The organism is Pseudomonas sp. BN505 (assembly GCF_029873175.1).
GTDB lineage: Bacteria > Pseudomonadota > Gammaproteobacteria > Pseudomonadales > Pseudomonadaceae > Aquipseudomonas > Aquipseudomonas putida.
Map to the genome: position 1 here is coordinate 152,241 of NZ_SSOI01000067.1, position 25,664 is coordinate 177,904.

Genomic DNA, 25,664 nt, shown 5'->3' on the forward strand with positions numbered 1-25,664 from the left:
CTTGCTGTTGTCGAGAAAGGCCACTGCTTAGCATGGAGAGGATCAATCTTCGCCCTGGACTCTCTTACTGCGCAAAAAACCAAGTCACGAATCAAGTAGCGCTTTGAGCGGCCTCATCGTCTAGCTCTTTTTGATCAAGATAACGGTTTCCAATTCGTGGATGTGCGCAACCACCATGCCACTCAGCGGTTTTGGTCGATTGTCATCGCCTGGCCTGGCGGGGCTTCCGGCACCTTGATACCGAAGCTTAAAGAGTCCTCAGCTTTGCAGGTACATAGGGAACAGTCAGAGACTCCGAAGTGGCGGCCCGTCGATTGCCGACACCGGCAGCGCCAAAATCTACGTCGAAAGAGTGTATGTTAGGTAAAAGACACGAGTGGATGAAACGATCCGCTTGCGAAACCAAGAATCCCGAGGAGCTACCCCCACGCCCTGCTGAACTTGGTGTCTTGCGAGGCAGCACCAACGTTGGCCACCGTTCAAGGTGTGTTAGCCGCGCTATGCTGAGTAGAGGAGCTTGGAAAGGTGGAGGGAGCCCATGCAACCGGTGTATCCGCAAATCTTCGTGCCTCAACTCATGAATATTGAGGTGGCTTTTCAGCATTACCTCCAGGTGCTGGCCGAGGTCACGACAGCTTTCGAGCTGGGGGTGGACCCAGCTGAGGCGGAAAATCTGCGATTGAGGGCTTCGGAGGCCAGGGAGGCTTATCATGATCAGCATGTTTGCCTCTCCATGCTTATCCTTTCGCTGGTCCAAGAGACTCAGCAGTGAACCTGGGCGACTGCCCGCCCTGATCTGGACCATCAATCACAAATAGGGTCATCCTCGGATCACAGGTGATATCCATATGTTCTGGCGTACAGCCGCTGCGCTGGCAGTGGATGTCAGTGGCGTGGAAATAGAGTCTTACCTAGCTTGGCTGCGGCCCCGATCCCATTTTGAGCTTCATTCAAAATGTCACGTGAGAAGTAGTCCGCGAGCCGAGCGCGGCTCTCGATTTCCTGCCTTATACAAGCAGAATCGATGTTTGGGTAATTCGCACGGTAGGCAGCGTGGTGAACCAACGCGGCAGCCTGAAAAAGCGCGTCTGACAACCTGTGCCCATCCAGCCCCATTGAGGCACACGTCTCCAGGATGGAAGCGGCATCACTTTCAACCTGATTTACCAGCCGTTGATTCGGCAACGAACGACGGGCTCGCAGATGCTCTAGATAATGGCGCAGAGTAGGGATCGAGAGGCTCACCGTGTAGTGCCTGTTGTACCAGGGACCAATGATGTCTACTTCTTCCTGCGTTATGGCCATTTCCTGGAAATAGCCTGCCCAGGCTTCTTGAATCTCCTCATCAATTCGCTCGTCACCGAGGTTAGTCAGGTACTCATTGAGCCGTTTAACTAGGCGGAAGTAATCGAGTCGAACCGGTGCTTCACGATGCTCATCCATAATCAGCTCCGAGATGAAGGGTGAGGAGAGTTTTGGCTCGCATGCAGAAATTGGTCAAGTGCTGGTCATTCCCCATCACCGAGTGAATGCGTCGGGGTAGTGGTGAAATAGGATATTGTGACATTTTCACTCAAAAACGCAGCGAAGCGCTCGGAAAGGCCTGATTTTCCTATGTCGAAAAACAGGCGCCGAAACGAAGCGTTGACCCTTGTTTACAAGGAGTATAAATAGCGCTGTGTGACATCCTTTGAGAACGATCATGGCTGACAATGCGCTCATCGACCTGCTGAAGCAGACCGGACCCCTGCTGAGCAGTGATTTATCCAAGCTCCTAGAAACCAGATCTGGTCTGACTCCTGAAGCGGCCAGGAAGCGGGTCGAGCGCGGGTGCGCTGGGATGACCCGTCTCAATCACATCATCTTTCCCCATCGAGCACGCTTTTGCTATCTCCAAGAGGACTATGGGTCTCCCTACTTCTTCGACAATTTGATGGAAGCGCTGAAGAAAACCCGCAGCGCCTATTTCGCGGCATTACAGGCGCTCGCGCTTCGCGGCAATGTGATGCCTCGTCGGCATTTTCTTATTGCGTGCGGCGCGCCCGTGGCTCAGAAGAAACACATCTCAGCAGAAACCCTGTTGGAGCGACTTGTGAAAGCCACGCTTGTGAAGGAGGTGGCACTCCCAGGTGGCGAATCCTGTGTGGTGCGATGCGATCATCACCAGATGCTCGAAATGACCTCCATGTGGGCAAAGATGAAAGGCCGGCTCATTGCAGAGAAGGTAACTCTTTTGGCGGTGAAGGATTGGGCCCGCAACCTGGGGATGGTGAGCTACGACTCTGTTGAAACACGCGAGGATGAGGGCTCAGAGGCGTTACCCAAGGTCGGAACGTTCAATTGGGACTTGGCCGGCCCCTCCTACTTATTTCCGATGCGAGAGTACGTCAGCACAACTCTCAAACCAGGCTTCTTCGTTTGCGACCTTGCGCTAAACGGGTGGGTGACCGCTGCTCACCTGACAGGGTTCGTCAACAAATGCGTCACGCTTCGTAGTCTCAGGAAGGTGGGCAAATGCCTTCAGGTTTTTGTCGCTGAGAGCTACCAAACTGAGGCGTTTGCCCTTCTCAAGGAGCAGGGCATCATTCCGGCGACCACCGAGAGCCTGTTTGGCCGGGATGTCGCAGTAGCCTTGAAGAACCTTTGTATGGTTTTGACTGATACTGCGAAACTCACTCAAGACCCGGAAGCACTGGACAAAATTTTCAACGACTTGTCCCGAATCGAAGGCGCGGCTTCGACGCTGCGCGGCAGCCTTTTTGAATTTGCGGTTGCCCAGATAGCGCGTTCAACGTTCTGGGGATATCCCCAGGAGATGAACCGGATTGTCAAAGATAGCATCGGAGCGGAAGCGGAAGTCGACGTGCTGGTACACCGTCCGAATCATGAAGTCGTGTTCATCGAGTGCAAGGGGATACACCCCATCAGCACCTTGGATGATGCCGAAGTGGAGAAATGGCTGCTCAAGCGGATTCCTGTAATCAGGGGGTTCGTCAAAACGCACTCTGAATGGTCTGGCATCCGCCAAAGGTTCGAGCTGTGGACGAGCGGCAAGCTTTCCGAAAATGCGATTGCGATGGTGAACGCAGCGCGGTCGCGGAATCCAAAATTGGATATCCAGTTACGTGATTCCGATCACGTCCTTGCTGAAGCCATGAATAGCAATGATCAAGGGCTGATCAAAGCCTATCGACAGCACTTCGTGACCCATCCAATGCAGGAGTTTGAAGAAGCCCGCAAACGTGAGCAGCGGAAGGCCGAAAAAGCTAAGGCTAGGTTAAACGCACCTTCTTCACAGTCCCCAACCGCGCAACCGATCAGTCCGCCACCAGCCATTGCATTGGCCGTTTCCCCCTTATCGAACCTTTAATTTTTCCCTGCTCGGTAGACAAAATGAACGCAACAAACAACCTAGAAAGAGCTGAGAGATTTGGTGAAATCTGCCAAGCAATCGGCTTCACGTTATGGCAGCTACAGACGCTTGAGGGCTCAACTGCCCAATTTTTCGTATTGGTCGAGCAAGCCGTACCGCAGATGGGGGAGGAAGAAGGCAACCTTCTTGTAGCAGACGCTCAAAAGAAGACCTTCGGAGGCAGCATTTCGCGGCTATCCAGAAGTGAACACCTCCCGAAAGACGTATTGGTGCGCTTCCAGGCCTTGCTAAAAGACCGCAACTGGCTAGTGCATAGCTCCAACGCGGATAGCAAAAACGCTTTGAATGACGATGCTGCCTATATTGGGCTTCACAGAAAGCTGGAATCTATAGTGGAGGAGTCTGCGCAGCTGTTGAGGGAAATTTTGGCACTCTCGGAAAAATTCGTCCTTGGACACGGTGTGTCCATAGCGGATCTTGAGACTCGAACTGCCGAAACACTCAAAGAGTGGCAGAGTGAGATGGCCTACCCCTGAGCTCTATCTGCTGTCCAACGTGGAATATTCTACCCATTGCAGTGAAGTCGAAACCGCCGTCTACGTGCATGATTTAACCGCTAACGCCCGACGCTAAGTCTGAGCACAAAAAGGCAGCAGCGTTGCCGACTCCGTCATGGTGACGTTGCGGCGCAGCGGGGTCTGATTCTCGTTTTTCGTAGAGTATCTTGCGAAAACTCTGGATGCCCGAAGCGGCCAGGGTGCGGATCGGACCTGCCGAATGGCGTTGGCGCGAGTGCCTTCCGGGCCGAGGCTGCCGGCCAGATAGCGCACGCCGGCTTTCAGGCTGGCCTTGGCCATGCCCCTGACATAGTAGTTCGGCATGGTGCTGCGTCTGCTAGGGCAGTGGGCACGTCGGCACGAGGTGCCTGATTGTCCCTGAACCACGCCGCCGCTATCATCGCCCGCTTTGCCACGAAGTATCGCGGCGTTTAATGAGAGGGATTTCAATGACGTTGTGGGGACCGGTTAACGGTGTGTTTACGGCTTCGGGGTCGTGGTTGCCGAACTTGGATTTTCTAGACAAATTCCAATGGTTTCCCTTCATCTTGACGGCCACCGCAGCCCTCATCACTGCGTTGATCGGCGCTCGCCGTGGTGCATCGGCAGCTCAAAAGATCGCGAAGGACAGCAAGCAGCACGACGACCTCATAAAGGAAATCCGGGCCTGTAACGCTGGCATAACGATATCTACTTTCATGCTGGATTATGCCGTAGGTGTTTACGAAGTCGCACACCCTATGCGTGAAAACTACCTAGAATCCATGCGGTTGCACAACCTCGGCACACCAGCCATGACCCCACAGGAGGTTCGTGGCATTTCAGCCTCGACTCCTCCAATCGTTGAGCTGAGGAAGATTATCTTTGAAGACGTGACAGCGCCAGTGAGCGCGCTGCGAGCGATTATGTCGTTGTCCCAAGCGGTCGAGCATGCCGTTAATGCTATCGAGAGTCGCAACGAGCTTCTCGAAAAATTCAGGAACAACCAGTATCCCGACGGGTTCGGCTTTGCCGAGATGTACTACGGCATACCTGTGGGTGGGGTGGCCCACAGAGATTACAATGACATCGTTATGAACCTCGCCGAGACAAGTGACGAAATGCTGTTTTTTAGCGAAGTGCTGTGCTTGGAGTTGTATAAGCACGCCTCTGCGTTGAGGAAGAGCCTAAAGACGTTCTCCAAAGAGCCAGTGGTTGTCAGGAAATTGCTGTTGAGACCAGATGCAGAGGCTCGGCAGGTTCGAGTCAGAGAGAAATATAAAGATTGGTACGCGTCGATGAAGCCGATTCAAGATATGCGCCGTAAGTGGTGGCAGTTCTGGCGCTAGTAAGGTTACCCCTTGGCCTATCTGCAAGGATCACGATGCGTGAGGGGGTTCGGTACTCGTTGGCCATCACCTGATGATTACCAAGCGGCACCTGAGAAAGCTAACGCGTCGGGCGCGAAGCTGCCTGCAAAGAAGCAGGATGTAGAGGCGAGGTTGGCCTTCGTCCATGATGGTTCGAGATAGGATTCGCCAGCGAGGCGCGCATGCGAGCTCGGTTGCCAGGTGGCAGGGCATTTGAGGATGTAGCAGAAATGGAAAGCTTTAAAAAGGACAACCACTACGTGCCTCAGGCGTACCTGAGGCACTGGATGATCCAGGGCAAAGTCCTCGCCTACCGTCTGCTAGTGCCGCATGAAAAAAGCGCGATCTGGAAGCCGCTTTCAACTAAAAGCGTGGCCGTGCTTCGGCATCTTTATACTCGTCTCTCTGGCTCTGAGGAGAGCGACGAAGTCGAGCGCTGGCTTGAGCGGGGTTTCGAAGGTCCAGGACTCGCATCCATCGAAAAGGTAGTTAGCGAGTCGCAGCTGACCCGCGAGGATTGGAACAACTTGTTCCGCTTTGCTGTTGCGCAATCTGTCCGTACGCCTGCCCAAATGCAGAGCTTTATCAAACGCCACACTGAAACGCTTGAGGCATTCCTGTCTGAGACTATGGCGTGGTCAGTGGGCCAAATTGAGGCAGCTTCAGCCGCTGGAGTTCAGCCTGAACCCCCTATGGTTCTAGACCATTACAGTAAGCTGCCGCTGAAGATTCAACGTGTGAAGAATGAGCATGGCGAAGAAGGCATCCAAGCCGAGATCCTGGTCGGGCGGAAATTTTGGCTCTGGCAGATCGAACACGTGCTTAAGGGCACTATCAATCGATTGCCGAATCATCGTTGGACCATCTTACACGCTCCACCTGGAGTCACTTGGCCAACGTCCGATAATCCGTTCATGAGGGTCGGAGTTGGGGCGAATGGAGCACTTAGTCTTGAGGGCGGTTGGGATGTACCAGGCACGATGCTGTTCATGCCACTCAGTCCCAAGCACCTCCTGTTCACGTGTGTTGGCTCACCGCCCCCTCGGCGCGGCACCACGTTAAGTCTCGCTCAGTCAGCATTTTTCAGGACGATGATTTTGACCGGGGCCCATCACTACGTATTTGCGACAGATACGCGAGATATTGAGGAATACAGGCCCCGCACCGTCTGTCCCGAGCAATTTAAAGCAGTACGTAAGCATTGGGAGGAATGGCATGAGACCCAGTCGAGAGAGGAAGCCAATTATCCTGACATGTGATCAATCGAGTCCTTTTTGCTTTGGGCAGGTGTATCCCGACTGCACCATGGCCTTGGTGCTGCCGGGATACTGGTGAATATTCACTAATCAGCGAAGTACGCACATAGAAAAGCCCGCCTTAGTGGGCGGGCTATCAGGTGTCTCCGAGGGGAGGCTGAGCGCCAACGAGGTCTCGGAGCAAGCTGTCACAGGTTACGTTTTCTGATCTGTGTCTACCAGCGTTATCAACGTAACCATGACAAGCGGGGCTAGCCGCGCATCACCTTATTCCAATCAATCTCATAACCGGCGTCTTGGAGCTCACGACTCAAGGCTTGCTTCCAACCGTCGTCGTTCATCGGCGTCCAGACTACGCCTGCAAAGTCGCTTGGAATCTCAACCTGACCGCGCTTCAGTGCGCAGACTCTCTCGCGCCCCAGGCAGCCGAGGAAATAACCGAGCTCCAACAGGACGTTTTGCCTTGCGCGGGGCTCCAATTCCCCACCCTTTACACCGCCGTGGTCGTCAGGCGTGAGCAGTACAACGGCAAATCCTACGTCTCGGTGTCTTTCTATCTTCTCGATCACCGTCCCGCCACGGTTTGCCTGTTCATGCAGAATGATTGGCTCTAGACCAAGCTTTTCAAGGAATCGAGCTACCGACTCTCGTGCTCCCTCGTCATGGCCATGGACAACGAACACTCGGCCTGAATGGACGACTCTGTCTTCAGGGGATGAAGTGACCTGAACCTCCTCCGAGGCTGAGAGATCCGCCAGATCCTCCTTCAAACTTTTCTGCGCTTGCTCCAGCAGAGCAATAGAGTTTTGTACCCTGCGTTGAATTGGGGTGTGGTAGTCAATCTGCTGTCCGGTACTGACGATCATCGGATAGTACGTGAGGTCTGTGGCGGCTGCGTAGGTCCGATAGGCACTGGTTTCTTCCCCGAAGCATCTGGTCAGACTGTCCTTGATGGCAACCTGCATAGCCTTAAGCTCAGGTGTGTTTCCATTCCGAACGGTGTTGAGGTCAAAAGCGTGGAGCTCTGCAATTCGTTCAGATAGCCGAGCAAGGCCACGGTCGATCTCTTGCGATGTCAGTTTCAGCTTCGGCTGTGGAGGTACAACAGAGGGGGTCTTTCGTGCCATGGTCTACACATTCCTTGGTAGCGGTAGGCCATTATTGCTGATTTGAAATGTCCAATCACCCTTGGGAGGCTCCGGTCGCGCCTTGTCTCTGCGAGACTGACTTAATTATTTTTGCGAAGCCCAAAACCGCGCCGGCGATGTCGCGAGACTGACTTAAAAACTCATTCCGACAAGCTACAGAGCCCAAGCCACGTTGCAGGGCGAGACCGACTTATTTATTTAAGATCACGATAGCCCTCCAGAAGGAGGGCTTTTTGCTTTCTGATGCCTACTAAACACCGCACCCAGACATACGATTCGGCAGCATCAACCTGGCGGCTCCGCTCAGATCTGCATCGCCATGCCGTCCACATTCATCGCTGCCTGGCGCAAGGCCTCGGAGCGGGTCGGGTGGGGGTGGCAGGTCAGGGCGATGTCTTCTGCCGAGGCCGAGAACTCCATGGCCACGCAGAACTCACCGATCATCTCGCTGACGCTTGGGCCCACCAGGTGCACACCCAGCACTTCATCGGTTTGGGCATCGGCGATGACTTTGGCGAAGCCTTCGGTCTCGTGGTTGATCTTGGCGCGGCTGTTGGCGGTGAAGGGGAACTTGCCTACTTTATAAGCACGCCCTTCGGCTTTGAGCTGCTCTTCGGTCTTGCCCACGGTGGCCAGCTCCGGGCGGGTGTAGATCACGCCAGGGATGAGGTTGTAGTTGACCTCGTGGGGCTTGCCGGCAATGCGCTCGATGCAGGCGACCGCTTCGTCTTCGGCCTTGTGCGCCAGCATCGGGCCGGAAGTGACGTCACCAATCACCCACACACCGGGCACTGAAGTGCGGTGGTGGTCGTTGCCAAGCATGCCGCGCTTGTCGGTTTCCAGGCCCACGCTTTCAAGGTTCAGCCCCTTGGTATAAGGGCGGCGGCCGATAGCCACAAGCACGTAATCGGCCTGCAGCGATTCTGCGGTGCCGCCGGCAGCGGGCTCCAGCGTCAGGCTCACGCCATCGGCACTTGCAGTGGCTTGGGTCACTTTGCTGCCCAGCTTGAACACCATGCCTTGCTTGGCGAGTGCCTTTTGCAGGGTCTTGGCGGTTTCCGTGTCGGTACCTGGGCAGATGCGATCGAGGTATTCGATAACGGTGACCTGGCTGCCCAGGCGGCGCCAGACGGAACCCAGCTCAAGGCCGATCACGCCGGCACCGATGACGACCAGGTGCTTGGGCACTTGCGGCAGCGACAGCGCGCCGGTCGAGTCGATGATGCGCTGGTTGTCGATGGTCACGCCCGGCAGAGGGGTAGGCTCGGAGCCGGTGGCGATGACCACGTCCTTGGCTTGCAGCGCCGTTTCGCTGCCATCTTCAGCCTTGACCACAACCTTGCCGACGCCGTCCAGGCGGCCCCAACCCTTGATCCAGTCGACCTTGTTCTTGCGGAACAGGTATTCGATTCCCTTGGTCAGGCCGGTCACGCTCTCGTCCTTCTGTTTCATCATCTGGGCGAGGTTGAGGGTGGGCTTGACTTCGATACCGAGGTGGGCGAACTCTTCACCGCTGGCGGCCTCGTACAGCTCGGACGCATGCAACAGTGCCTTGGAGGGCATGCAGCCCACGTTCAAACAAGTGCCGCCCAAGGTTGAGCGGCCTTCCACGCAGGCGACGCTCAGGCCCAGCTGGCCAGCGCGGATGGCTGCGTTGTAGCCGCCAGGGCCACCGCCGATGATCACCACGTCATAGGATTTCATGGGTTCAACTCCAGGATGTAGAAGCGCGAGAGGGGCACAAGGTTAAGCTGAGATGCGAGAATTGTATACAATCTGCTGTGTGGATAAGATCAGTTGGTTCTAGACCTTGGTCTCGTTTAGAGGAAACCTCCCACCAATGAACTACTCTGATCCGGCGACGTTCGAAATATCAGGCGTCGTGGTCAAACACGGATAGGAGGGTTGTTCATGCTCGCGCAACTTCCACCTGCACTGCAGAGCCTGCATCTGCCGCTGCGGCTGAAATTGTGGGACGGTAACCAGTTCGATCTGGGGCCTAGCCCGCAGGTCACCATCCTGGTCAAAGAGCCACAGTTGATCAGCCAGTTGACGCACCCGAGCCTGGAGCAGTTGGGCACCGCGTTCGTCGAAGGCAAGCTGGAGCTGGAAGGCGATATCGGTGAAGCCATCCGGGTATGCGATGAGCTGAGCGAGGCGCTGTTACCTGATTTCGAAGAGGCTTCGCCGGCGCGGCTTGCCCATGACAAAAGCACTGACGCCGAAGCCATCTCCTACCACTATGATGTTTCCAACGCGTTCTACCGGCTGTGGCTGGACCAGGACATGGCCTATTCGTGCGCTTACTTTCGCGAGCCTGATAACACGCTCGATCAGGCGCAGCAGGACAAGTTCGACCACCTGTGTCGCAAGTTGCGCCTGAATGCCGGCGACTACCTGCTGGACGTTGGCTGTGGTTGGGGGGGCCTTGCGCGCTTCGCTGCACGGGAATATGACGCCAAGGTATTCGGCATCACCTTGAGCAAGGAGCAGCTCAAGCTTGGCCGGCAGAGGGTCAAGGCCGAAGGCTTGGCTGACAAGGTCGACCTGCAGATTCTCGACTACCGTGACCTGCCTCAGGATGGCCGCTTCGACAAGGTTGTCAGCGTTGGCATGTTCGAGCATGTCGGGCATGCCAACCTGGCGCTGTATTGCCAGAAACTGTTCGGCGCCGTGAGGGAAGGGGGGCTGGTGATGAACCACGGTATCACCGCCAAGCACATCGATGGACGCCCGGTAGGGCGTGGTGCAGGTGAGTTCATCGACCGCTACGTGTTCCCCCATGGCGAGCTACCTCACCTGTCGATGATCAGCGCCAACATCTGTGAAGCGGGGCTGGAGGTGGTAGACGTGGAAAGCCTGCGCCTGCACTACGCCAAGACCTTGCATCACTGGAGCGCCAACCTTGAGAACCAGTTGCACAAGGCCGCAGCGCTGGTGCCGGAAAAGACCCTGCGTATCTGGCGCCTGTATCTCGCAGGGTGCGCGTATGCCTTTGAGAAGGGCTGGATCAACCTGCACCAGATCTTGGCAGTGAAGCCATACGCCGACGGGCACCATGACCTGCCTTGGACGCGCGAAGATCTGTATCGCTAAGCATGTAGATGCGGACGTTATGGGAGCGGCCTTGTGTAGCGAAAGAGCCGCTCCCATACTCAGACTGCTTAGCTTAAAGGATTGGCGAAATCAGCCGTGCAATCCGCATCCCCAATTGCTGCAGTCGATGAGTGTCGAGGCTGTCCTCCGCAGTAATTTCCCGCGATTGTTCAAAGTCGTTGATCAGCATGTGCTCGACCTGGTCTGCGAAGCTGCGGTCGACGGTCAGCAGGGTAATCTCGAAATTCAGACGGAAAGAGCGGTTGTCCAGGTTGGCGCTACCGATCGCGCTGACATCATCATCCACCAGCACCACCTTCTGATGCAGGAAGCCCGGCTGATAGCGGAACATGCGTACACCTGCGCGCACCGCTTCGAAGGCGAACAGGCTGGAGGCGGCATAGACCACCCGGTGGTCTGGCCGCGACGGGATCAGCACTCGCACATCGACCCCACGCAGGACTGCCAGGCGCAAGGCGGCGAACACTGCCTCGTCAGGGATGAAGTAAGGGCTGGTGATCCATACCCGTCGGGTAGCGGAATGAATTGCTTCGAGGAAGAACAGCGAGCAGGTTTCCTGCGGGTCGGCCGGGCCGCTGGCCAAGGCCTGGCATAGCACCCCGTTATCTGGGTAGGTATCTGGCAGGATCAGCGGCGGCAGCTGGCGCGTGGCCCAGTACCAGTCCTCGGCGAACGACTCCTGCAGGCAGGCCAGCACCGGCCCGCTGATCTGTACATGGGTGTCGCGCCAGGGGGAAAGCTTCGGGTGCTCACCGAGGTATTCGTCACCTACGTTGTGCCCACCAATGAAACCCAGCAGGCCGTCCACTACCACGATCTTGCGATGGTTGCGGAAGTTAACCTGGAAGCGGTTGAACCATCCGCGGCGAGTGGCGAAGGCATGAATCTGTACACCACCGTCGCGCAGCTGCTGGCTGTATCTGGCTGGCAAGGCATGGCTGCCAACGCGGTCATACAGCACGAACACCTGCACCCCTTCGGCAGCCTTGCGTAGCAGAAGCTGCTGTAATGCCTTACCGAGGGTGTCGTCATGGATGATGAAGAACTGCACCAGCACCACGTCGCGGGCTTTGTCGATGGCGGCGAAGATGGCATCGAACGTGGCTTTGCCATCGATCAGCAACTTCACCTGGTTATTCGCCAGGCAGGGCATGCGCCCCAGTTTTGGCATTGCGCGCAGGGCTGCATAGCTTTCTGATTCACGGGCGGTCAGGGCTTCTTCCACCCAGGGCCGCCAGTTGAGACTGGCCATGGCCACGTGCATTTCCTGGTTGGCCTGGCGCCTGGCCTTGATGTAGGCATAGAACGAGCGAGCGCCGAAGACCAGGTAGGGGATCAAGGTAAGGTAGGGGATGAAGACCAACGGCATGGCCCAGGCGATTGCGCCTTGGGCGGTACGCACGGTGAAGATCGCGTGCAGTGCGGCGACGATACCCAGTAGGTGAATCAGTCCGAGTAGGTAACCAAAAAAGTAGGGGCTGTGGTAGTCCATATGCATCCTGCTTGCCGAGTACACTTGAGCTAACAGAACACGTTCCCGGTCCGCCTTGCAACCTGAAGGTGGATTTGGCGTCCAAGGTTGAGCCCGGCCCGCTTGGCCGGTTTTTTCAGGAGCGATCGTCCATGAAGATTCGTCTGCCACTGTTGGCGTTGGCCCTGGCTGCGAGCAGCCCGCTGGTGCATGCGCAGGTGCTGCAACCAGGTTTGTGGGAGCTGACCACCAGCAACATGCAGGTCGATGGCAAGCCGCTACCCGACATGCAGTTCATGCTCGGTCAGTTGAAAAACCTGCCGCCAGAGCAGCGCGCGATGATGGAAGGGGTGTTGGCCAAACAAGGGGTGACGGTCGGTGGCAACGGCGTGCGTTCGTGCCTGACGCCAGAGCAGGTGGCAACCAACGACATCCCACTGCAGGACCCGAAGTCAGGCTGCACCCAGAAGATCACCGACCGTACCGGTAATGTTTGGAAGTTCCAGTTCAGCTGCCCCAAGGCACAGGGCACTGGCCAGGCCACCTTCCTCAGTGACCGGGAATTCACCACGCAGGTCAGTGGTACCTTCAACGCTTCGGGTGTACAGCAGCAAGGCAGCATGAACACCCGTGCGGTGTGGCTGGGCAATGACTGTGGCACGGTCAAACCGCGCAGCTGACGTCCCATTGCCATTGGCTGGTGGCGACGGCGTCGTGGGCATGCAGGCTTTCTGCATGCTCCACGCGCAGCTTGAAGGCCGTGCTCCATTCCAGTTGCCGTAGCGCCTTGTGCAGGCGTCGTGCGGCGTCTTCACAGAACATCAGGTTCTGCCCGTTGGCCAAGGCGAACGCTTGCTCGTCCGCACGCTTCACAGCGGTCTGCACAGCGGTCCCCAAGCTTGCCTCAATGCAATCGATCAATTCGGTGATGGGTAATACGTGCTCATTGCTGCGCAGCCTTACCTGAATGTGTGCGGTACTTCGTTGGCTGTGCGGCGTCGCCACAATACCTGCGGCACTGCCAAGCCACTGCATTACTGCGGACTTTTCGACTTGGTCTTCGCTGAAGTCGTCCAGGAACTGCTGTTGGATCATCTGGCGTGCAAGCGCAGCCGAGCATGGACAGGTAGAGGAGTAAGGTACGGAAACAGATAGTTCCACGTGGAACATTTCGTTTTCTATCCGTGCATCGACCGTAGCGGCGTAGCTTTTCCAGCCTGCCAAGGGGCTGATCAAGGCCGGCCTTTTCAGCAGATGCTCAAACCGCAGGCGCAGGTAGGCTGCCGAAGAAAGGCCTTCATGGCTGCTCAGGAACTCAGCCAGTAGCTGTCTGATTGCTAGTGGAGTGAGGGGCTGGTGCTCCAATGTCTCAAGGGCAAGGTAAAGTCGCGACATATGGATACCGCGTGAACTGCCGTCTACCAGGCTTACCCCTGCATCGATTTTGGCGGCTGCGGTGCGCCCTTCGAATTGCACAGGCAAGGCAATCCCGCACATGCCCACCCAGTCCAAAGGCAAGGTGTACTCCAGGGTTTGTGCTGCGATGTCGGGGAGCTTGAGCTGGGTCATCTGGCTTTCCAAACAAAAAGGGGCAATCAGTGGCAACCGCCGATCAAGCTGCAATGCAGCTTGAAGCGCTGCCCACTGGAGCTGGATACGCGGTTCAGGGTGGTCCAGCCAACTCGACGGCTGTAACCCACCCAGGCTTCGCCATCGCTGGCCAGGCCGGTAAAAAAGGTCAACGTGCCATAGCGGCTGTTGGTTTGTGCCCACAGGCGCCGGCTGCTGAAGTCGTAGCCCCGCAGGTAGAACGTACTGCCTTCGCTGCGCACGCTGTAAGAACTGCCATTTCCGTCCTGGCAGGCAAGCAGTGTCGCGCTGCGTGTACACATCGCTAATGGGCTGTTCTTGGGCATGGCGAACAGCGAAGTAGGCATGGCGAGCAACAGCAACACCATGGCGCGCAGCAGGTTCATTTTTCATCCCCGGTGAATACTCGTCCGTCGAGAACGGCTTGGCGAAATTGTATTGTTACTTTATAACATTGTGCAATGCATCGTTTCGAATGCGCTCGCCTGAAGAGGTTTCGCCATGTCCAATCGTCTCCCTGTCACCGTGCTGTCCGGCTTCCTTGGCGCCGGCAAGAGCACCTTGCTTAACCATGTGCTGCGTAACCGCGACAACCTGCGGGTCGCGGTCATCGTCAACGACATGAGTGAAATCAACATCGACGCCAGCGAGGTGCAGCGCAACGTCAGCCTCAACCGCGCTGAAGAGAAACTGGTCGAGATGAGCAACGGCTGCATCTGCTGCACACTGCGTGAAGACCTGCTCGAAGAGGTGGCGCGGCTGGCCGAGGAAGGCCGCTTCGATTATTTGCTCATTGAGTCCACGGGTATCTCGGAGCCGCTGCCGGTTGCCGAGACGTTCACGTTTCGCGACGAGCAGGGCCGCAGCCTTTCCGATATGGCGCGGTTGGACACCATGGTCACCGTGGTCGATGGCCTGAATTTTTTACGCGATTACCAGGCAGCAGACAGCCTGGCCAGCCGTGGCGAAACCTTGGGCGAAGAGGACGAGCGCTCGATCAGCGACCTGTTGATCGAACAGGTGGAGTTCGCCGATGTGCTGTTGTTGAGCAAGATCGACCTGATCGGCCAGCACGAGCGTGAGGAACTCATGGCCATTTTGCGTAGCCTCAACGCCCGGGCGCAGATCGTGCCCATGGTCATGGGCCAGGTGCCGCTGGCGCGCATCCTGGACACTGGCCTGTTCGACTTCGACCAGGCTGCTCAAGCGCCTGGCTGGTTGCAAGAATTGCGCGGCGAGCATGTGCCGGAGACTGAAGAGTACGGCATCGCGGCCACGACCTGGCAGGGGCGGCGGCCACTTCATCCACAACGCTTTTTCGATTTTATCCACAAGCCTTGGAGCAATGGTCGGCTGCTGCGTTCGAAGGGTTTTTTCTGGTTGGCCAGCAAGTACCAGGAAGCCGGTAGCTGGTCCCAGGCAGGTGGCATGATGCGTCACGGCTTGGCGGGCCGTTGGTGGCGTTTCGTGCCGCGCGAGCAGTGGCCCCAGGATGTGGATAACACCGCCGATATCTTGAAACACTGGCACGCCGAAACCGGTGACTGCCGGCAGGAATTGGTGTTCATTGGTCAGAATATCGACTTCAAAAAGTTATCCACAGAGCTTGAGACCTGCTTGTTGACGGATGAAGAAATGGAGTTGGGGCCTATGGGATGGTTGCGTCTGCCCGATCCATTTGGTCCTTGGCACGAGGAGGCAGCAGCATGAACCAGGCGCTAAAGCCTGTGGATATCTTTCAGGTGTCTGGCGAAACGCCGCTGGTGTTGACCGACGTGCTGCAGGACGGCGTGAACCTGGCGGTATGGCGCCGGCGCTTGCCGCCACAGCTGGAGGATTTCGCCGAGCTGGTAGTCAGCCTTGGGCAACCCCTGGCAGATCACTGGGTAATCGATGTGGACGAACAGCAGATGCCGGTTTTGCCGGATTTGCTACGCGAAGCGGCGGACTTCCACGGTTACGAAGCATTCGTGGCCGATGTAGCCTGGCTGATGGCGGCATATACCTGCCTGGTTGGCGCGCGGCGGGTCGGTTTGCGCCTGCGGGTGCTGACCGGGCCCATGTGCCCGCGCTTTCATGTGGATAACGTGCCGTTGCGATTGCTCACCACCTATGCGGGCCCGGGTAGCGAGTGGTTGCGAGAGCAGGAGAGCCGGCGCGGGGAGTTACACACAGCTCAAGTGCCTGTGGATAAAATTCAGAAGCTGCAAGTAGGTGAAGTGGCTGTACTCAAGGGCGAGAAGTGGCAGGGCAACGGAGGTGCAGGGCTTGTGCACCGCTCGCCCTCGGGCCAGCAGGGGCGCCTGCTGCTCAGCCTTGACTGGCTAGCCTGACGGCGCATAGTGAGCCATCACCCCGCCTGAAGCCATCCCATGCTGCAGAACATTCCCACCCATGTAATTGCTGGCCCACTGGGGGCCGGCAAGACCACCCTGATCCGCCATCTGCTTGCCCAGCGCCCGGGCAACGAACGCTGGGCGGTATTGATCAACGAATTCGGCCTGGTTGGCCTGGATGCGGCCTTGCTCAGCCGCGACGAAGATGGCATCGCCATCGGCGAGGTTGCAGGCGGCTGCCTGTGTTGTGTCAACGGCATGCCGTTTCAGGTTGGCCTGGGCCGGTTGTTGCGCAAATCCCGGCCTGACCGGCTGTTTATCGAGCCGTCTGGCCTGGGCCACCCGCTGCAGCTCCTTGCTCAGCTGAAGCAGGCTCCGTGGGCTGGAGTGCTGACAATTCAGCCGTTGTTGATGGTTGTCGATGCGCAATCCATGGTGCGAAACGAGCCGCTTCCGGAGGCACAACAGCAGGCTTTCAACGCGTCTGAATACGTGGTTTTCAACAAGTCAGAGGCTGTGGATGAAAAATCTAAGTTGTTGATAACTAATAAATTTAACGACAAGAATGTGATTTGGTCGGTACAGGGCCAGGTGCCGCTATCAAGCCTTCCTGGCGCGCTGGTAGAGATTGTCGACAGCCCATTTGAGGAAAATCAGATTGTCGACAATCTTGGGGGGCCCCCAATAATATTGTGGACAGACCCCAGCCAGCCGATCTGTCTTGCCCAGGAGGGGGAGGGAGGTTGGAGCATTGGCTGGCGCTGGCATCCCGCACAGCAGTTTTATCCACAGCGGCTACTGGCGTTCTTGCGGACCTTGCCATGGCGGCGTGCGAAAGGGGTTATCCACAGCGTGGAAGGTTGGCAGTCATTCAATGGGCTCAAGGGTGACATGCCGATGTGGCAGCCCAGTGAATGGCGAAGGGATAGCCGTATCGAGCTGATTTTTGATCAGCCGCAATCGCAACCCATGCTGCAAGCGGGGTTGAGCGAATGCCGCGTCAGCTGATCAATTGCGCCAGCGATTGTGCTCCTGGCGCCACTGCTGCATCTCGATAACATTGTCGGTGCGTGGCGGGGTCTTGATTTCGAACGGGTAGGGCGCCAGCTCGATCTGTACGCTGTGCGCGCCGAACTGGGTCACGGTACCGGGGTGGCGTTGCTCGCCGGTAACGGTGAATTCGAAGGCATAGACGCGTGCCAGGCGCTTGCGGCCATTGGCATCACGGACAAAGGCGATGCGCTTGAGTGCGACGGCATCGTCGAGCAGCTCGAGGTCGAGCTTGGCGCAGTGCTGTTTGACCCGTTCAAGGGCTTTTTCGCGCAACCCATGGTTGTGCCACAACCAGCCGCCCGCCGTGGCTAACAGCATCAGGACGAAGACATTCTCCAGGGTCAACATTTGCATATGCTCCAAACAGGTAGATCCAGCTTAACTGCGTCCCTGGCCTGTCGTACAGGTGGCAATCGAGTTCATACTGCGCTGCGCACAATCCTTGAAACAGCTTTGGAAACCCCCGCATGAAACGTACCCCGCACCTGCTCGCCATCCAGTCCCATGTGGTGTTCGGCCACGCCGGCAACAGCGCCGCGGTGTTTCCCATGCAGCGTATCGGGGTCAATGTCTGGCCGCTCAATACCGTGCAGTTCTCCAATCACACTCAGTATGGCCAGTGGGCGGGTGAAGTGCTTGCCCCGGCGCAAATTCCAGCGTTGGTGGAAGGTATTTCCAACATTGGCGAACTGGGTCACTGCGATGCGGTGCTTTCTGGCTACCTGGGCAGTGCCGAGCAGGGGCGGGCTATCCTGGCGGGTGTCGAGCGGATCAGGGCGGTAAACCCGAAGGCTTTGTACTTGTGTGACCCGGTCATGGGGCACCCGGAGAAGGGCTGCATCGTACCACCGGAGGTCAGCGAGTTCCTGCTTGACGAGGCGGCGACCCGGGCCGACATTCTGTGCCCCAACCAGCTGGAGCTGGACAGCTTCTGTGGGCGCCGCGCGCAGTCGCTGGAGGATTGCGTGAGCATGGCGCGCAGCCTGTTGCAGCGTGGGCCGCAGGTGGTACTGGTCAAGCACCTGGTTTACCCCGGGCGGGCCGAGGACCAGTTCGAAATGCTGTTGGTGACCGCCGAGCAAAGCTGGCACCTGCGCCGCCCGCTGCTGGCGTTCCCGCGTCAGCCGGTGGGGGTGGGTGACCTGACCTCAGGTTTGTTCCTGGCCCGCGTGCTGCTCGGCGACAGCTGGGTGCAGGCGTTCGAATTCACCGCTGCAGCCGTGCATGAGGTGCTGCTGGAAACCCAGGCCTGTGCCAGCTACGAACTGCAGCTGGTACGGGCCCAGGACCGTATCGCCCACCCGCGGGTGCGCTTTGAGGCGCAGTTGCTGGCGTTTTAGATCGCGTCGGTTTTCAGGTCTTGGTAGCGCTTCTCCAGCTCTTGGCGGATCTGGCGGCGCTGCTGGCCTTGCAGGAAGCGGCGTTTTTCTTCGCTGCTGTGCGGCTGGCGCGGCGGCACCGGCACCGGGCGGCGGTTGTCATCGACTGCGACCATGGTGAAGAAGCAGCTGTTGGAATGACGCACCGAGCGCTCGCGGATGTTCTCGGTCACCACTTTGATGCCGACTTCCATCGAGGTGTTGCCGGTGTAGTTGACCGACGCCAGGAAGGTCACCAGTTCACCCACGTGCACGGGCTCGCGGAAAATCACCTGGTCGACCGACAGGGTCACCACATAGCTGCCGGCATAGCGGCTGGCGCACGCGTAGGCCACTTCGTCGAGGTACTTGAGCAAGGTGCCGCCATGTACGTTGCCAGAAAAGTTGGCCATGTCCGGGGTCATCAGGACGGTCATGCTCAGCTGGGCGTTTCCAGGTTCCATAGTGTGCTCACGGTGAGGTTGCGCTGAATCGGGCGAATGGAGGGCGTTATCTGCTGACACTTCTGTTCCCCTCTTTTGAATTTGCCGTACGAATACGGGACGTTGCCTGACGCGCCATCGTCACGCTGATCATGCCATCAGCGGCGCTTTTCCAGCCGATCTGTTTCTGCATATTGCACCGGCTATTTGCGGCGAGGCGCGATGTTAACCTGAGTACGCCCATGCACCATGGGCTTTCCTGCACTCAATACAGTATGTACTTGCTGCTCGCTCAGGTTTGCCTTGGCAGAGGAGCGGTCTGCCCAGGCATCCATAAAAAGACGAGAAAAGGAGTATCACGCCATGCATGCCATCAGCTTCATCCAGGACCTGGCAGTCATCATGATGGTCGCTGGCGTGGTCACCATTGTTTTTCACCGCCTCAAGCAGCCGGTGGTGCTGGGCTACATTGTCGCCGGCTTCATCATCGGCCCGCACACCCCGCCATTCGGCCTGATCCATGACGAAGAGACCATCAAGATCCTTGCCGAACTGGGGGTGATCTTCCTGATGTTCTGCCTGGGGCTCGAATTCAGCCTGCGCAAGCTGTTCAAGGTGGGCGCCACGGCGTTCATCGCGGCGTTCCTGGAAATCGTGCTGATGATCTGGATCGGTTTCGAGATCGGCCGCTGGTTCGGCTGGAGCACCATGGATTCACTGTTCCTCGGCGCGATCCTGGCCATTTCCTCGACCACTATCATCGTCAAGGCACTCAACGACCTGAAGATGAAGAACGAGCGCTTCGCCCAGCTGATCTTCGGCGTACTGATCGTGGAGGACATCCTCGGCATCGGCATCATCGCCCTGCTGTCCGGCATCGCTGTCAGCGGCTCGGTCAGTTCGGGGGAAGTGTTCTCCACCGTAGGAAAATTGTCGCTGTTCATGATCGTTGCCTTGGTCATCGGCATTCTGCTGGTGCCGCGGCTGCTGGCCTATGTGGCCAAGTTCGAAAGCAACGAAATGCTGCTGATTACCGTGCTTGGCCTGTGCTTCGGCTTCTGCCTGTTGGTGGTGAAGCTGGAATACAGCATGGTGCTGGGCGCCTTCCTGATTGGCGCGATCATGGCCGAATCGCGTCAGTTGCTGAAGATCGAACGCCTGATCGAGCCGGTACGTGACCTGTTCAGCGCCATCTTCTTCGTCGCCATCGGCCTGATGATCGACCCTCAGGTACTCGTCGATTACGCCTGGCCGATCGTGGTCATTACCTTGGCGGTGGTACTGGGCAAGATGCTCTCCTGTGGCATGGGGGCGTTCATTGCCGGTAATGACGGGCGCACGTCGCTGCGGGTGGGCATGGGCCTTTCGCAGATTGGCGAGTTTTCCTTCATCATCGCGGCGCTGGGCATGACGCTGCAGGTGACCAGCGACTTCCTATACCCGGTGGCGGTCGCAGTATCGGCCATCACCACGCTGTTGACGCCTTACCTGATCCGTGCGGCGGACCCGCTGTCGCAAAAGCTTGGCAATGTGGTGCCCAGCCGCCTGGCGCGGGTGCTTTCGTTGTATGGCGAGTGGTTGCGCAACATCCAGCCGCAGGGCGAGAGCGCCATGCTGGCCGCAATGATCCGGCGCATCCTGTTGCAGGTGGGGGTGAACCTGGCGCTGGTGATCGCCATCTTCTTCAGTGGTGGTTACTTTGCAGGGCGTATCGGCAACTGGCTCAGCGAGTGGGTCAGCGATGTCAGCCAGCAGAAGGCGATGATCTGGGGGGCGGCGTTGTTGCTGTCGCTGCCATTCCTGATCGCTGCCTATCGCAAGCTCAAGGCGCTGTCGATGCTGCTGGCAGAAATGGGCGTGAAGGCGGAAATGGCCGGGCGGCATACCCAGCGTGTACGCCGCGTGATCGCCGAAGTTATTCCGCTGTTGTCACTGCTGGTGATTTTCCTGCTGCTGTCGGCATTGTCGGCGAGCATTCTGCCCACCAGCGAGTTGCTGTTGGTCATTGCCGTAGTGGCCGCAGTGGTGGTGGCCTTGTTGTGGCGCTGGTTCATCCGCGTGCACACGCGCATGCAGATTGCCTTGCTGGAGACGCTGGAAAACAGTCGCGAGAATACGCACTGAAGGGAGCAATGCTCCCTGCGCAAGATTTCATCGTCGTCCGAGGGGATGGAGCGGTAGCAATGTCGCCAGGCGCAGAAAGCCTGGCGATTTTAATCAGGGTGGTGGCACTAAGCCATAAATTTTACAGCTGCAGGCTGTGAACGGGCTTGGTGGGAGCAACTTTCTTGCACATCACACATCACTTGTAGGAGCAGCCTTGTGCTGCGAAGAGGCCGGTAAGGCTAACGACTATCTGCGGCTGCAATGGCCTCTTCGCAGCGCAAGGCTGCTCCTACAGGGATCGTGGTAACGCAGGCAATGGGGGATCAGCTCTCCAGCCACACATCCCGCGCCCAGTGCCACACCGACTCCCAGCTCTCTTCACCGGCGATTTCCTCTTCCGCATCCCAAAGCACCACGGTGCCGTCTTCTTCGACGCAGTAGTAGTTGTCGCCATCCTGGCACAGCGGAATCAGGTCGCGCGGCACGCCGGCATCCCAGGCGTTGGCGGCGACGTCGGGCAGGTAGGTGTGCGATTGTGGGTCGGTGACAGTCACCGGCTCCAGCGAGCCATACACCACGTCGCTGACGGTCAGTAGAAACTCTTTGAACACGAAGGGTATGTTGATGAACAGCTCTTCTTCGATTTCGACCAACTGGTCCTCGTCGGGAAGCTCCAGGGGCACCGGCACTGGCTGATTGGCTTCACGGAGTTGTTCGATCACTTCTTCCACGGTTCACTTCCTCTGACCTAGATGACAACGCTGCGCGTTATACCCTAGTAGGCCACTCTGGCAAAAGCAAAAACCCCGGGACAGGCCCGGGGTTTTTTGTACAGCACGCTGCGGTTAGCCGTTTTGACGGATACCGGCGACCAGCCAAGGCTGGTTCTCGCCTGGGGCGCGAACCATGTGCCAGCTTTCGCTGAACACTTCGCCCTGGTCGAAGCGCGAGTTCTTCGACACGCCACGGAAGGTCAGGGTGGCGTCGGTACGGTCGGCTCGGTCGTCGATACCGTCCAGCTGTACTTCGAGGTTGTCGATGTAGGTGGACTGGAAGCCGTCACCCAGTTCCGCACGCTCACGCTTGAGGAACTCGAGCATTTGCGGGGTGACGAACTCGGTGATCTTGTCCATTTCGTTGGCATCCCAGTGCTGCTGCAGCGACTGGAAGTGGTTACGGGCAGCAGCCAGGAAGCTTTGCTCGTTGAACCAGGCCGGGGCGTTGATCACCGGGGCAGCGGCGGCAGGTGCAGCCGAACCACCAAACACCGATGGCTGTGCCGGCTGGTTGTGAGCTTCACGCTGCATCGGCGCATGGCCTGGCATGGCCATTTGCGGCTGCTGCTGGCGGCGGCGTGCGGCAATGAAGCGGAACACCAGGAAGGCGATGAGCGCCACGATCAGGAAGTCCATGATCTGGAAGCCCTCGAAACCGTCGCCCATGAACATGGACGCCAGCAGGCCACCGGCGGCCAGGCCGGCCAGTGGGCCCAGCCAGCGCGAAGCACCGCTGGCGGCCGGAGCTGCACGACCAGGTGCGGCAGCCGGTGCGGCGGCAGGCGTGGTTGGCGTAGCCTGACGGGTCTGGTGGATAGGCGCGGAGCCCGAGCTCTTGCCGCCGCCGAAACGCTTGGCGTTGGCGTCCAGGCTCAGCGTCAGGCCGACGCAGAGCGCCAGTGCGATGCTAAGAAAACGTTGCATAAGTGGGATATCCCCTGTTGTGGTTTGCACGCGCGTCATGGTGCACAGGTTCCCGGGCACATGACCAGCGACATAGTGTTTCGAGCTTTTGCCTGAATGTTACAAGGCCCCCCGGCAGGGCGGCCTTGGTCTTCAGATGGCTTCGAGCTTGGCGTACCCCAGCATCAGCCACTTGCTGCCTTCGGCAAAGTTCACCTGCACCCGTGCCTGGGCGCCCGAACCCTCGAAGTTGAGGATCACGCCTTCGCCAAACACCGCATGTTGCACACGCTGACCGAGGTTGAACGCTGTCTGCGGAATATTGGCATTGGCGAACAGGTTGCTGTTGGTGGCCGTCTTGGCCCCACTGAACGGGCGGCTGACGCTGTTGGACAGGCGCACTTCCTGAATCAGGCCGGCCGGAATTTCACGTACGAAACGCGACACCTTGTTGTAGGTCTCGCTGCCATACAGGCGACGTGTTTCGGCGTAGGTCATGACCAGTTGGCGCATGGCGCGGGTAATCCCGACATAGGCCAGGCGGCGTTCCTCTTCCAGGCGGCCGGGCTCTTCCAGGCTCATCTTGTGCGGGAACAGGCCTTCTTCCATACCCACCAGGAACACATACGGGAACTCCAGGCCCTTGGCGCTGTGCAAGGTCATCAGCTGGACGCTGTCCTCATGCTCGTCGGCCTGGGTATCGCCGGCTTCGAGCGAGGCATGGCCGAGGAAGGCCGAGAGCGGCGAGAGATCGGCGTCTTCGTCGGTGGACTCGAAGTTGCGCGCCGCGCTCACCAGTTCCTCAAGGTTTTCTACCCGTGCCTGGCCCTTTTCACCCTTTTCTTCCTGGTGATAGGTGATCAGCCCGGACTGTTCGATGGTGGTCTGGGTCATGGTATGCAGGGGCATGTCCGTGACCTTGGCAGCCAACCCCTCGATCAGCTCGATGAAGGCACCCAGGGCGCTGGCGGCGCGGCCCTTCATGGCCTTGGCCGCCAGCAGCTGGCACATGGCTTCCCACATCGACACCTGGCTGTGGCGGGCATGCTCACGGATGGCTTCGACGGTTTTCTCGCCAATGCCGCGTGGCGGCACGTTGATCACCCGCTCCAGGGCCGCGTCGTTGCCACGCCCTTCGATCAGCCGCAGGTAAGCCATGGCGTTCTTGATTTCGGCGCGTTCGAAGAAGCGCTGGCCACCATAGATGCGGTAGGGGATACGCTCGCGCAGCAGGGCCTCTTCCAGCACCCGCGACTGGGCGTTGGAACGGTACAGAATGGCGATTTCGTTACGCGCATTGCCCTGCTTGACCAGGCTTTCGATGGTTTCCACCACGTAGCGCGCTTCGTCGTGCTCGTTGTAGGCCGCGTACAGGGTCAGCGGTTCGCCTTCGCCCATGTCGGTCCACAGTTCTTTGCCCAGGCGCCCGGTGTTGTTGACGATCAGCGCGTTGGCGGCCTTGAGGATGCCGCCGGTGGAGCGGTAGTTCTGCTCCAGCCGGATCATTTCGGCGTCGGGGAAGTCGGCCGTGTACTGGTGGATGTTCTCGATCTTGGCACCGCGCCAGCCGTAGATCGACTGGTCGTCGTCGCCCACCGCCATCAGGCTGGCACCACCGCGCGCCAGCAGGCGCAGCCAGGCGTACTGCACGGCGTTGGTATCCTGGAATTCGTCTACCAGCACATGCTGGAAGCGCCGCTGGTAGTGCTCAAGCAGGCCCGGGTGGTCGCGCCACAGGTCCAGGGCGCGCAGCAACAGCTCGGAGAAGTCGATGACCCCGGCGCGCTCACAGGCCTGTTCGTAGGCGGTATACACCTCGCGCATGGTCGCCAGGAACAGGTCGCCCCCAGCCTGTATATGCTGCGGGCGCAGGCCTTCGTCCTTCTGCCCGTTGATGAACCACTGGGCCTGGCGTGCCGGCCACTTCTGCTCGTCCAGGCCCAGTTCGCGCATGACCCGCTTGATCAGGCGCTGCTGGTCATCGCTGTCGAGGATCTGGAAGTTCTGCACCAGCCGTGCTTCCTGCCAGTGGGCCCGCAGCAGGCGATGGGCCAGGCCGTGGAAGGTGCCGACCCACATGCCTGCCGGGTTGATCCCCAGCAGTTGCTCGATCCGGTGGCGCATTTCTGCCGCCGCCTTGTTGGTGAAGGTCACCGACAGGATCGAATGCGGCGATGCCTGCTCCACCTGGATCAGCCAGGCGATGCGGTGCACCAGCACGCGGGTTTTACCGGAGCCGGCGCCAGCAAGCACCAGTTGACGCCCGAGCTTGGCCGCGACGGCCTGGCGTTGAGCATCGTTGAGGGAGTTCAGCAGGAGGGAGAGGTCATCTGTGTGCATCGGGCCATTCTAGGGCGCAGCAGGGGAAGGGTAAATGGCACTGTATAAATATTCACCCTGCCAAACATACAAAGCGGCCACTACAGGCGATGCGCTTGCAGTGGCCACCGCGTCTACATCAATGGGTTTCCACGATGTCGGCAATGGAGGCGATCAGTTTACCGTCGTGGATAATGTCCACCCTCGGGATCAGGCCGTGCTCGTCTTGCGTTTCGAACGTCACTTCCTTGTCGCACACAACCTGTATGAAGTTACCGTCCTGTTGCTGCAGTTCAAGCTCCAGGGCCAGTGCAAAGGACTTGTCCTGCCTTCTGCGCTTGACCAGTACCGGCACTATGCCTGGGTGGCTTACGGTGATGGTCCCGTTCACCCGCAGGCGAGTGCCTGGTGGCATTTTGTCGTGCTGGGCTTGCCAGTCTTTGCATTCGATGATCATGGTAAAACTCCTGTCCTGGAAAGCGCGGTGTGCACCTTCCGAACGACAGATT

General features: G+C 58.3%; 25 protein-coding genes. 12 read left to right on the top strand and 13 right to left on the bottom strand.

The features are described 5' to 3' along the window. Positions 1-538 precede the first annotated feature (538 nt). Positions 539-772 carry a hypothetical protein gene (locus tag E8E78_RS23150; RefSeq protein WP_280312663.1) on the top strand — a complete coding sequence of 78 codons (234 nt, stop codon included), beginning with the start codon at positions 539-541 and terminating at the stop codon, positions 770-772. Positions 773-885: 113 nt separating this feature from the next. Here E8E78_RS23150 and E8E78_RS23155 read toward each other — a convergent pair whose 3' ends face one another. Beyond that, on the bottom strand, positions 886-1,443 hold the full coding sequence (locus tag E8E78_RS23155) for a hypothetical protein (protein ID WP_280312662.1): 558 nt from the start codon (positions 1,441-1,443) through the stop codon (positions 886-888). A 259-nt stretch (positions 1,444-1,702) separates the two neighbouring features. Here E8E78_RS23155 and E8E78_RS23160 point away from each other — a divergent pair, with 259 nt between their 5' ends. Together E8E78_RS23160 and E8E78_RS23165 are read left to right on the top strand one after the other, a co-directional pair. After that, the gene (locus E8E78_RS23160) at positions 1,703-3,370 is read left to right on the top strand and encodes a hypothetical protein (protein ID WP_280312661.1); all 1,668 of its coding nucleotides are present in this window, start codon (positions 1,703-1,705) and stop codon (positions 3,368-3,370) included. Positions 3,371-3,393: 23 nt separating this feature from the next. Next, complete coding sequence (locus E8E78_RS23165; RefSeq protein WP_280312660.1) at positions 3,394-3,909, top strand: hypothetical protein; 516 nt, start codon at positions 3,394-3,396, stop codon at positions 3,907-3,909. 93 nt (positions 3,910-4,002) lie between these two features. Here the strand turns inward: E8E78_RS23165 and E8E78_RS23170 are convergent, their stop codons facing one another. Then, positions 4,003-4,254, bottom strand: coding sequence for an SDR family oxidoreductase (locus E8E78_RS23170; protein WP_280337143.1), 252 nt, complete (start codon positions 4,252-4,254; stop codon positions 4,003-4,005). 185 nt (positions 4,255-4,439) lie between these two features. On the opposite strand from E8E78_RS23170, the gene E8E78_RS23175 reads away from it, so the two are divergent. Continuing rightward, positions 4,440-5,258 (top strand): hypothetical protein, encoded by an 819-nt coding sequence (locus E8E78_RS23175; protein ID WP_280312658.1) that lies wholly within the window; start codon positions 4,440-4,442, stop codon positions 5,256-5,258. A gap of 251 nt (positions 5,259-5,509) precedes the next feature. Continuing rightward, positions 5,510-6,538, top strand: coding sequence for a DUF4238 domain-containing protein (locus E8E78_RS23180; protein ID WP_280312657.1), 1,029 nt, complete (start codon positions 5,510-5,512; stop codon positions 6,536-6,538). A 248-nt stretch (positions 6,539-6,786) separates the two neighbouring features. Here E8E78_RS23180 and E8E78_RS23185 read toward each other — a convergent pair whose 3' ends face one another. Then, positions 6,787-7,662: a nucleotide-binding protein gene (locus E8E78_RS23185; protein ID WP_280312655.1), complete on the bottom strand. Its 876-nt coding sequence runs from the start codon at positions 7,660-7,662 to the stop codon at positions 6,787-6,789. Between the two features lie 324 nt (positions 7,663-7,986). Next, positions 7,987-9,387, bottom strand: coding sequence for a dihydrolipoyl dehydrogenase (gene lpdA / locus E8E78_RS23190; RefSeq protein ID WP_016502290.1), 1,401 nt, complete (start codon positions 9,385-9,387; stop codon positions 7,987-7,989). Between the two features lie 207 nt (positions 9,388-9,594). Between lpdA and cfaB the strand changes: the two genes are divergently transcribed. Next, complete coding sequence (gene cfaB / locus E8E78_RS23195; protein ID WP_016502289.1) at positions 9,595-10,779, top strand: C17 cyclopropane fatty acid synthase CfaB; 1,185 nt, start codon at positions 9,595-9,597, stop codon at positions 10,777-10,779. 73 nt (positions 10,780-10,852) lie between these two features. On the opposite strand, the gene cls is transcribed toward cfaB, so the two are convergent. Further along, on the bottom strand, positions 10,853-12,292 hold the full coding sequence (cls, locus tag E8E78_RS23200) for a cardiolipin synthase (protein WP_049273928.1): 1,440 nt from the start codon (positions 12,290-12,292) through the stop codon (positions 10,853-10,855). 131 nt (positions 12,293-12,423) lie between these two features. Between cls and E8E78_RS23205 the strand changes: the two genes are divergently transcribed. After that, the gene (locus E8E78_RS23205) at positions 12,424-12,951 is read left to right on the top strand and encodes a DUF3617 domain-containing protein (RefSeq protein WP_016502287.1); all 528 of its coding nucleotides are present in this window, start codon (positions 12,424-12,426) and stop codon (positions 12,949-12,951) included. On the opposite strand, the gene folE2 is transcribed toward E8E78_RS23205, so the two are convergent. After that, complete coding sequence (gene folE2, locus E8E78_RS23210; protein ID WP_049273930.1) at positions 12,935-13,840, bottom strand: GTP cyclohydrolase FolE2; 906 nt, start codon at positions 13,838-13,840, stop codon at positions 12,935-12,937. The two genes, E8E78_RS23205 and folE2, sit on opposite strands and share 17 nt — an antisense overlap. Before the next feature lie 26 nt (positions 13,841-13,866). Beyond that, on the bottom strand, positions 13,867-14,247 hold the full coding sequence (locus tag E8E78_RS23215) for a hypothetical protein (protein WP_049273931.1): 381 nt from the start codon (positions 14,245-14,247) through the stop codon (positions 13,867-13,869). A gap of 115 nt (positions 14,248-14,362) precedes the next feature. Here E8E78_RS23215 and zigA point away from each other — a divergent pair, with 115 nt between their 5' ends. From zigA to E8E78_RS23230, 3 genes are read left to right on the top strand one after another with little or no spacing between them, the layout of a single operon-like run. Further along, positions 14,363-15,571 carry a zinc metallochaperone GTPase ZigA gene (zigA, locus tag E8E78_RS23220; RefSeq protein ID WP_049273933.1) on the top strand — a complete coding sequence of 403 codons (1,209 nt, stop codon included), beginning with the start codon at positions 14,363-14,365 and terminating at the stop codon, positions 15,569-15,571. After that, the gene (locus E8E78_RS23225) at positions 15,568-16,194 is read left to right on the top strand and encodes a DUF1826 domain-containing protein (RefSeq protein ID WP_049273935.1); all 627 of its coding nucleotides are present in this window, start codon (positions 15,568-15,570) and stop codon (positions 16,192-16,194) included. Before zigA ends, E8E78_RS23225 begins: the two co-directional genes overlap by 4 nt. A 39-nt stretch (positions 16,195-16,233) precedes the next feature. Next, entirely contained in the window at positions 16,234-17,205 is a 972-nt protein-coding gene (locus tag E8E78_RS23230) for a CobW family GTP-binding protein (protein WP_049273936.1), read from the top strand. On the opposite strand, the gene E8E78_RS23235 is transcribed toward E8E78_RS23230, so the two are convergent. Beyond that, positions 17,206-17,598 carry a DUF3301 domain-containing protein gene (locus E8E78_RS23235; protein WP_049273938.1) on the bottom strand — a complete coding sequence of 131 codons (393 nt, stop codon included), beginning with the start codon at positions 17,596-17,598 and terminating at the stop codon, positions 17,206-17,208. A 119-nt stretch (positions 17,599-17,717) separates the two neighbouring features. On the opposite strand from E8E78_RS23235, the gene pdxY reads away from it, so the two are divergent. After that, a complete protein-coding gene (gene pdxY / locus E8E78_RS23240) occupies positions 17,718-18,590 on the top strand; it encodes a pyridoxal kinase PdxY (protein WP_049273939.1) in 873 nt (290 codons plus the stop codon). Here pdxY and E8E78_RS23245 read toward each other — a convergent pair. Further along, on the bottom strand, positions 18,587-19,072 hold the full coding sequence (locus E8E78_RS23245) for an acyl-CoA thioesterase (protein ID WP_003253263.1): 486 nt from the start codon (positions 19,070-19,072) through the stop codon (positions 18,587-18,589). The genes pdxY and E8E78_RS23245 overlap by 4 nt on opposite strands. A 342-nt stretch (positions 19,073-19,414) precedes the next feature. On the opposite strand from E8E78_RS23245, the gene E8E78_RS23250 reads away from it, so the two are divergent. Beyond that, positions 19,415-21,175, top strand: a complete 1,761-nt coding sequence (locus E8E78_RS23250) for a cation:proton antiporter (RefSeq protein WP_049273942.1) — start codon at positions 19,415-19,417, stop codon at positions 21,173-21,175. A gap of 305 nt (positions 21,176-21,480) precedes the next feature. On the opposite strand, the gene E8E78_RS23255 is transcribed toward E8E78_RS23250, so the two are convergent. From E8E78_RS23255 to E8E78_RS23270, 4 genes are all read right to left on the bottom strand, one after another. After that, entirely contained in the window at positions 21,481-21,888 is a 408-nt protein-coding gene (locus tag E8E78_RS23255; protein ID WP_016502277.1) for an SMI1/KNR4 family protein, read from the bottom strand. Positions 21,889-22,002: 114 nt separating this feature from the next. Continuing rightward, entirely contained in the window at positions 22,003-22,857 is an 855-nt protein-coding gene (locus E8E78_RS23260) for a TIM44-like domain-containing protein (protein ID WP_049273944.1), read from the bottom strand. A gap of 132 nt (positions 22,858-22,989) precedes the next feature. Continuing rightward, entirely contained in the window at positions 22,990-25,176 is a 2,187-nt protein-coding gene (uvrD, locus tag E8E78_RS23265; RefSeq protein WP_049273947.1) for a DNA helicase II, read from the bottom strand. 118 nt (positions 25,177-25,294) lie between these two features. After that, positions 25,295-25,612, bottom strand: coding sequence for a hypothetical protein (locus E8E78_RS23270; RefSeq protein ID WP_049273949.1), 318 nt, complete (start codon positions 25,610-25,612; stop codon positions 25,295-25,297). Positions 25,613-25,664 lie beyond the last annotated feature (52 nt).

Excerpts from the sequence above, each read along its gene's own strand:
- E8E78_RS23150 (WP_280312663.1), top strand. The coding sequence starts at position 539 with ATGCAACCGGTGTATCCGCAAATCTTCGTGCCTCAACTCATGAATATT.
- E8E78_RS23155 (WP_280312662.1), bottom strand. The coding sequence starts at position 1,443 with ATGGATGAGCATCGTGAAGCACCGGTTCGACTCGATTACTTCCGCCTA.
- E8E78_RS23160 (WP_280312661.1), top strand. The coding sequence starts at position 1,703 with ATGGCTGACAATGCGCTCATCGACCTGCTGAAGCAGACCGGACCCCTG.
- E8E78_RS23165 (WP_280312660.1), top strand. The coding sequence starts at position 3,394 with ATGAACGCAACAAACAACCTAGAAAGAGCTGAGAGATTTGGTGAAATC.
- E8E78_RS23170 (WP_280337143.1), bottom strand. The coding sequence starts at position 4,254 with ATGCCGAACTACTATGTCAGGGGCATGGCCAAGGCCAGCCTGAAAGCC.
- E8E78_RS23180 (WP_280312657.1), top strand. The coding sequence starts at position 5,510 with ATGGAAAGCTTTAAAAAGGACAACCACTACGTGCCTCAGGCGTACCTG.
- E8E78_RS23185 (WP_280312655.1), bottom strand. The coding sequence starts at position 7,662 with ATGGCACGAAAGACCCCCTCTGTTGTACCTCCACAGCCGAAGCTGAAA.
- lpdA (WP_016502290.1), bottom strand. The coding sequence starts at position 9,387 with ATGAAATCCTATGACGTGGTGATCATCGGCGGTGGCCCTGGCGGCTAC.
- cfaB (WP_016502289.1), top strand. The coding sequence starts at position 9,595 with ATGCTCGCGCAACTTCCACCTGCACTGCAGAGCCTGCATCTGCCGCTG.
- cls (WP_049273928.1), bottom strand. The coding sequence starts at position 12,292 with ATGGACTACCACAGCCCCTACTTTTTTGGTTACCTACTCGGACTGATT.
- E8E78_RS23205 (WP_016502287.1), top strand. The coding sequence starts at position 12,424 with ATGAAGATTCGTCTGCCACTGTTGGCGTTGGCCCTGGCTGCGAGCAGC.
- folE2 (WP_049273930.1), bottom strand. The coding sequence starts at position 13,840 with ATGACCCAGCTCAAGCTCCCCGACATCGCAGCACAAACCCTGGAGTAC.
- E8E78_RS23215 (WP_049273931.1), bottom strand. The coding sequence starts at position 14,247 with ATGAACCTGCTGCGCGCCATGGTGTTGCTGTTGCTCGCCATGCCTACT.
- zigA (WP_049273933.1), top strand. The coding sequence starts at position 14,363 with ATGTCCAATCGTCTCCCTGTCACCGTGCTGTCCGGCTTCCTTGGCGCC.
- E8E78_RS23225 (WP_049273935.1), top strand. The coding sequence starts at position 15,568 with ATGAACCAGGCGCTAAAGCCTGTGGATATCTTTCAGGTGTCTGGCGAA.
- E8E78_RS23230 (WP_049273936.1), top strand. The coding sequence starts at position 16,234 with ATGCTGCAGAACATTCCCACCCATGTAATTGCTGGCCCACTGGGGGCC.
- E8E78_RS23235 (WP_049273938.1), bottom strand. The coding sequence starts at position 17,598 with ATGTTGACCCTGGAGAATGTCTTCGTCCTGATGCTGTTAGCCACGGCG.
- pdxY (WP_049273939.1), top strand. The coding sequence starts at position 17,718 with ATGAAACGTACCCCGCACCTGCTCGCCATCCAGTCCCATGTGGTGTTC.
- E8E78_RS23245 (WP_003253263.1), bottom strand. The coding sequence starts at position 19,072 with ATGGAACCTGGAAACGCCCAGCTGAGCATGACCGTCCTGATGACCCCG.
- E8E78_RS23250 (WP_049273942.1), top strand. The coding sequence starts at position 19,415 with ATGCATGCCATCAGCTTCATCCAGGACCTGGCAGTCATCATGATGGTC.
- E8E78_RS23260 (WP_049273944.1), bottom strand. The coding sequence starts at position 22,857 with ATGCAACGTTTTCTTAGCATCGCACTGGCGCTCTGCGTCGGCCTGACG.
- uvrD (WP_049273947.1), bottom strand. The coding sequence starts at position 25,176 with ATGCACACAGATGACCTCTCCCTCCTGCTGAACTCCCTCAACGATGCT.
- E8E78_RS23270 (WP_049273949.1), bottom strand. The coding sequence starts at position 25,612 with ATGATCATCGAATGCAAAGACTGGCAAGCCCAGCACGACAAAATGCCA.